Raw genomic sequence first — 6,533 nt, forward strand, 5'->3', positions numbered from 1 at the left:
CGGCCGCCGCGGTGCTGGCCGCGGTGGCCCTGTGCGCCGCGGTGGCGGCCGGGATCTGCGGTCAGCGGCCCGTCAACCGCGCTCGTCGGCTCCCGACGTGGTCTCGATGGGGGCGTCCACCCCGCCGTCGGTGAGCATCGGGACGTCGAAGACGAACTCGGGGATCGCGAAAGCGTCCACCAGGGTCCGCGCCTTGCCCGCGAGCTTGGTGCACAGGCGGTTGCGGGCGGCGGTCGCGGCCTTGGTGCGCTCGGTCGTCAGGCGGTTGTGCTCGAGGAACCACCCCTTGTCGCGGTCCACGATGTCCAGGACGTAGAGGTCGCACAGCGTTCCCAGGACCTCCTTGGCCTCGGGGTCCTCGCAGGCGTCCACGGCCTCGGCGAAGCGGGCGAACACCCAGCTGTCCATGTGCGCGCGCCCGGCCTGCAGCATGTGGTCCTGCGCCGAGTTGAACACCTTGAACGCCGCCGAGCCGTCCTCGCCCTGGGCCTTGCGCAGGCGGCGGGCGACCGTCTCCAACAGGTGCTCCTCGCGGTCCACCAGCAGTTCCAGCTGGTTGGCGCGGTCGAGCAGGTCCGTGTTCTCCCGGTCCGTCACCGTGTCGATGAGCTTCTGCCACAGCGTCGACGCCCGGGCCTTCTCCTGCACCACGTCCACCGCGGTGGTGAGGGCGAAGGCCACGGTCTCGCGCTGGTCCATGTCCCCGAACTCCGCGGCGTAGGCTCCGAGCAGCTCTTTGGCCACCAACTGCGTCAGCACCACGTTGTCGCCCTCGAACGTCGAGAAGACGTCGCAGTCCCTGCGCATCTCGGTGAGCAGGTTCTCGGCCATGTACCCGGCCCCACCGCAGGCCAGACGGGCCTCGATGATGGTGTCGTTGGCGAAGCCCGTCACGGTGGCCTTGATCCCCGCGGCGTGGGACTCCATCTCGCGGCGCCGCTCGGCGTCGAACGCCTCCGGGTTCTTCTCGAAGTCGTGGAGCTCGGCGACGATCGCGTTCTGGGCGCACGCGTAGGCGTACGCGCGGGCCACCCGCGGCATCAGACGACGCTGGTGCTCGCGGTACTCCAACAGCGGGATGCCCTTGCCCGTCGCGGGGTGGTCGAACTGGCGGCGGATCAGCGAATACCGCACCGAAAGCGCGAGTGAGGTCCGGGCCGCGGCACCGGCGGCCGCACCCACCGAGACCCGGCCGCGGATCAGCGTGCCGAGCATGGTGAAGAAGCGGGCACCGACGGAGTCGATGGGCGACGAGTACTGTCCGTCGGCGTCCACCGCACCGAACCGGTCGAGCAGCGCCTCACGGGGGACACGCACGTGGTCGAACATGATCTTGCCGTTGTCCACGCCGAGCAGTCCGCCCTTGTGCCCGTGATCGGTCGTCCTGACCCCCGGCAGGTCGTTCCCGGCCTCGTCCCGGATCGGCACCAACAGGCAGTGGACCCCGTGGCGGAGCTCCTCACCGCTCTCGGCGCGGGTGATGAGCTGCGCGAACACCGCGGCCATGGACCCGTCGCGGGCCGCGTTGCCGATGTACCACTTCTCGGAACTCGGAGTGGGGGAGTGGACGACGAACTCGTCGGTCTCCGTGTCGAAGGTGGCGGTGGTCTCGAGGTTCTGCACATCCGACCCGCCGCCGAGCTCGGTCATGGCGAAGCAGCCCATGAGGTCGAGGTTCATGACTCCCGGCAGGTACTTCCCACGCGTCTCGGCGTCGCCGAGATTCGCGATCGCCCCGCCGAACAGGCCCCACTGCACGCCGGCCTTGACCATGAGGGACAGGTCGAGGTGGCCGAGCATCTCGAAGGAGGTCAACGCCCCACCGGTGTCCCCGGTGCCGCCGTCCTCGGTGCGGAACCCCAGCCCGGGCATGCCCGAGTCGGCCAGGCGCCTCATCTGGTCGAGCACATGGGCGCGGTGCTCCTCCATGGTGACCCCGATCGGGTTGAGCATGTCCGGGGTCATGGCCTCCCGCGTCATCCGGCGCGCGTCCGCCCAGCGGCCGTCGAGGACCTTCTGGAGCCCGGCGGCGAGGGCGGGGTCCCCCTGACCGGTGGTGGTGATGCGGCCGTAGTGGGGATGGCCCGTGTGGGTCGTCTGGGGGGCTGCCGCCCCCGGGGCCGCGGCGTTCTGGACGTCGGTCTGGGAGGTCATGACACGACTCTACGGATCGTCCACGCCGAAGTGCACCGGTAGCGCGGCCGGAATCGGACCGTCAGGGGACGCAAATGACCGAGGTCCCGGACCGTGAACGGCCCGGGACCTCGCATTGTCGGGGTGGCGGGATTCGAACCCACGACCTCTTCGTCCCGAACGAAGCGCGCTACCAAGCTGCGCCACACCCCGGTGACAACGAGGGATACTCTAGCGCCCCGCCGGGTGATTCGCGAAACCGGGGTGATTCGCGAAACCGGGTCAGGCCGGCAGCGGCACCCGTTCGCGCAACGGCGTCTCCGGCACCGTCGCGTCGTCTCCGCCACCGCCGGGTCCGGCGACCAGCTCGAGAAGTGTGGCCTCGGGCCTGCAGAACGTCCGGACCGGCACGTACGGCGAGGTCCCGAGTCCGGCGGACACGTGCAGGACCAGGTTCCGGCCCCACGCGGACAGGCCCTGCGCCCGCGAGCGGTCGATGCCGCAGTTGGTGACGATCGCCCCAGTGGGCAGGCAGAGCTGTCCGCCGTGGGTGTGGCCCGCCACCGCGAGGTCGTACCCGTCGGCGTCGAAACGGTCCAGTACCCGGGGCTCCGGGGAGTGGACCAGCCCGATCCGCAGGTCGAACGCCGGCCCGGCGGGTCCCTCGATCTCGCTGTAGCGGTCGCGACCGATGTGGGGGTCGTCGACGCCCGCCACCAGGACGCGCCGGCCGTCCACGACGATCTCCGCACGCCGGTGGGTGGCGTCCACCCAGCCCCGCTCGGAGAACGCCGCCTTGAGGTCGCGCCACGGCAGCGGGACGGACGAGTGCTTCTTCCGGCCGATCCCGAGGTAGGACAGGGGGTTCTTGGGCACCGGGGCGTAGTAGTCGTTGGAGCCGAAGACGAACGCCCCGGGCCGGCCGAGCAGCGGGCCGAGCGCCTGCACGACCGACGGCACCGCGCGCACGTCCGACAGGTTGTCGCCGGTGTTGAGCACCAAGTCCGGCTCCAGCCGCGCCAGTGCCGCCAGGAAGTCCTGCTTGCGCTTCTGGCCGGGCATCATGTGCAGATCCGAGATGTGCAGGATCTTGAGGGGCTCCGACCCCGGCGCGAGCAGGGGGAGCGAGTGGCGTCGGACGGTGAACGCGTTGCGCTCCCACCCCGAGGCGTAGACGGTCCCGGCCACGACCGCCCCCGCGAGGACGGCCGCCGCGCGGGCGGAGGGACTCGACGGGGTGCTCTGGGGCCGACGTGAGGGGCGTTGCATCGTTTCACTCTACCGGCGGTTGCGGGAACCCTCCCCGGCCGCGGCGACTACCTCGGGGGCGAGATGGTGATCGGTGCGAGCCCGGGGACGTTGAGGACGACGGGCTCGTCGCCGATCGCGGCCCCCGGTCCGGACGCGCCCTGGCCGTCGGTGCCCCGCGCCGCGGCACCGCCACCGCCGCCCGAACCGTCGGAGACGCGGAGGGTGATCTGGGATCCGGGGATGCCGGTCCCGCCGTCGAGTCCCACGACCGTCCCGTAGGGGCGTCCGGTGCCGGACACGAACTGGGTGTTGACGATGAATCCGGCGCCGGTGAGCAGGGAGGTGGCCGCCGACTGGCTCATCCCCTCGACATCGGGAGTCCCCGCCCCGCTCGTGCCCGCCTGGAACGCGGGATCCGGCGCGGGCAGCTGGACCGGGCCGTAGATCTGGGCGATCGGGGTGAACGCGGAGAACCAGGTGTTGGCCGGCTCGAGACCGCCGAAGAGGTTGCCGTACGAGCACTGCCGCAGCGGGCTGGTGCACAGCTCGCTGGTGGTGGTGCCGTCGTTGAAGGCGTAGACGGCGGCGGAGTACTGGTTGGTGAAGCCGAGGAACGCGGAGGATCGGTTGGCCTCGGTGGTTCCCGTCTTGCCCGACATGGGCAGGCTCCACCCCGCGGCCCCCGCGGCGCCCGCGGCGGTGCCGGCCCCCACGTGGTCCTTGGACAGGGCCACCGAGAGCGTGTCCGCCAGCCCCGGCTCGACCACCTGCTCACACCCCGGCTCGCTCAGCTCGACCGGCTTGCCGGTGCGGTCGGTGATCGACTCGACGGGGCTCGGCGGGCACCACATCCCGCCGGAGGCGAGGGTGGCGCCGACGTTGGACAGCTCCAGCGCGTTGACGGCCGTCGGCCCGAGGGTGAACGACCCCAGGTTGTTCTTCTTGATGAACCCGGCGATCGAGTCGCCGTCCGCCGCGGTCCCCTTGCGGTCGTACGACCGCATGCCGAGCCGCACCGCCATGTCCACGGTGGGGGCGACCCCGACGTCCTTGATGAGGTTGATGAAGGTCGTGTTGGGCGACTGCGCGAGCGCGTCCGCGACGGACAGGGAACTCGGGTACGACCCGGCGTTCTCCACGCAGTACTGGGCGGGCGGGCACCCGCGCGCGCCGCCGGAGCCCAGGCCCGAGACCTGGACGCGGCGGGGGACGGCCAGACTGGTGTTGGTGCCCATGCCCTTCTCCATGGCCGCGGCCACCGTGAAGACCTTGAACACCGACCCCCCGCCGTCGCCGACCAGCGAGAACGGCTGCGGCTGGACGGTCTGGCTGTCGCCCAGTTCGAGGCCGTACTGGCGGCTCGAGGCGATCGCCACGACCTTGTGGGACTCCCGGCCGGGGCGCACGACGCTCATGACCTCGGCCACGCCCTGGCCCGTCGGATTGCCGTAGGTGTTGAGCGACCGCTGCACCGAGTCGTGGACGGTCGGGTCGAGGGTGGTGCGGATGGTGTACCCGCCCTCCTGGACCATCTCCCGGCTCAGGCCGTTCTGGTCCAGGTAGTCCAGCACGTAGTCGCAGAAGAACCCGCGGTCACCGGCGGTGATGCAGCCACGGGGAAGCGAGTTGGGGCGCTCCAACACACCGAGGGGTTCGGCCGCGTAGGCCGCGCCCTCGGCCGGCGTGATCGCGCCGGTCTGGACCATGGTGTCGATGACGGTGTCGCGGCGGTTCTTGGTGTCCTCGGGGTTGGTGTACGGGTTGAACATGCTGGTGGACTGGATCATCCCCGCGAGCATGGCGGACTGCGGCACGGAGAGGTCCGAGGCGTCGACGCCGAAGTAGGTCTGGGCCGCGGTCTGGACCCCGAACGACCCGTTGCCGAACGAGATCAGGTTGAGGTACTTGCTGAGGATGTCGTCCTTGCTCATCTCGCTGTCCAGCGTGAGCGCCATCCTGATCTCTTTGATCTTGCGCGCCGGGGTGGTCTCCACGGCCGCGCGGCGTTCCGCGTCGTTCTCCGCGGAGACGAGGAACTGGTAGTTCTTGACCAGCTGCTGGTCGATGGTCGAGGCGCCCTGCTGCACGTCCCCGGACGTGGCGTTGGTGAGCGCCGCGCGGATCGTGCCCCGCCAGTCCACACCGTTGTGGTCGGCGAACCGGCGGTCCTCGATCGCGATGATCGCCAGCTTCATGTTCTGCGAGATCTCCTCGCTCGGGACCACCACCCGCTGCTGGTCGTACAACCAGGCGATGGGCGTCCCCTCGGAGTCGGTGACCGTGGAGATCGACGGGAGATCGCCCTTGATCAGGTCCGCCGAGGTCCCGGACAGCGAGTCCGCCATCTTGTTGGAGGCCAGCCCCGCCGCCCCGGCGATCGGGAACAAGGACCCGGCCGCCACCACCCCGGCCGCGACACAGGCCGCGACCAGCTTTCCCAGCGAACTCATAGCCGACACGGGGCCAGAGTACGTGAACACCCCTGTCCCGCCACCCCGTGAGGCGTCCGCAGCACACGACTCTTTACTTCTGTTGTGTGACTACGGTAACAATATGAGGGAACGCGGGACGTTTCGAACCCGGATGATGTCGTGGTCCGACGGCACTCACGGCCGAGAGGCTCCCGTGGACACCGTGGGCCCGCCGCGCCGGGTGGGTCCAGAAGGCCGGAGGCGTGTACGGCAACCCGTCCGCGACTCCACACAGACAGGGGTACATCGATGACGGCCACCCTTCCCGGGACCTCCCGCACCGACGACGCCGGGGTCCGCCCCGGTTCAAGCAATCCCCTCGGGTCCGAGGAGACGATCATCGGGGAGGGGCGCCAGGAATGGGTCGCCCAGGCCCGGTGTAAGGACATCGACCCGGACGAGCTCTTCGTCCGCGGCGCCGCGCAGCGCAAGGCGGCCTCCATCTGTCGCCACTGCCCGGTCCTCCTGCAGTGCCGGGCCGACGCGTTGGACAACCGCGTCGAGTTCGGGGTCTGGGGCGGGATGACCGAGCGTCAGCGCCGCGCTCTGCTCAAGCAGCATCCCGAGGTACGGTCCTGGGCCGACTTCTTCGCCCAGCAGATCGAGCGGCACACCGTCATCTACTGACGTCACCTGATCGGCCCCGTACCCCGACACCGACGCGACCCGCGGCTCCCA

Annotated in this window: 4 protein-coding genes and 1 tRNA gene; 1 reads left to right on the top strand and 4 read right to left on the bottom strand. The window is 70.4% G+C overall.

Annotated elements, in window-relative coordinates; all coding sequences use genetic code 11:
- Positions 1-72 precede the first annotated feature (72 nt).
- The 4 genes from G6018_RS00245 to G6018_RS00260 all read right to left on the bottom strand — a co-directional run bounded on the left by G6018_RS00245 (position 73) and on the right by G6018_RS00260 (position 5,834).
- Positions 73-2,154, bottom strand: coding sequence for an acyl-CoA dehydrogenase (locus G6018_RS00245; RefSeq protein ID WP_182609468.1), 2,082 nt, complete (start codon positions 2,152-2,154; stop codon positions 73-75).
- A 118-nt stretch (positions 2,155-2,272) separates the two neighbouring features.
- Positions 2,273-2,346 (bottom strand) — tRNA-Pro (locus G6018_RS00250).
- 69 nt (positions 2,347-2,415) lie between these two features.
- On the bottom strand, positions 2,416-3,402 hold the full coding sequence (locus G6018_RS00255; protein WP_182609467.1) for a metallophosphoesterase: 987 nt from the start codon (positions 3,400-3,402) through the stop codon (positions 2,416-2,418).
- A 47-nt stretch (positions 3,403-3,449) separates the two neighbouring features.
- Positions 3,450-5,834 (bottom strand): transglycosylase domain-containing protein, encoded by a 2,385-nt coding sequence (locus G6018_RS00260; RefSeq protein WP_182638422.1) that lies wholly within the window; start codon positions 5,832-5,834, stop codon positions 3,450-3,452.
- 270 nt (positions 5,835-6,104) lie between these two features.
- On the opposite strand from G6018_RS00260, the gene G6018_RS00265 reads away from it, so the two are divergent.
- Entirely contained in the window at positions 6,105-6,482 is a 378-nt protein-coding gene (locus G6018_RS00265) for a WhiB family transcriptional regulator (protein ID WP_170114850.1), read from the top strand.
- Positions 6,483-6,533 lie beyond the last annotated feature (51 nt).

The sequence above is a fragment of the Dietzia sp. DQ11-44 genome, assembly GCF_014145205.1.
Classification (GTDB): domain Bacteria; phylum Actinomycetota; class Actinomycetes; order Mycobacteriales; family Mycobacteriaceae; genus Dietzia; species Dietzia natronolimnaea.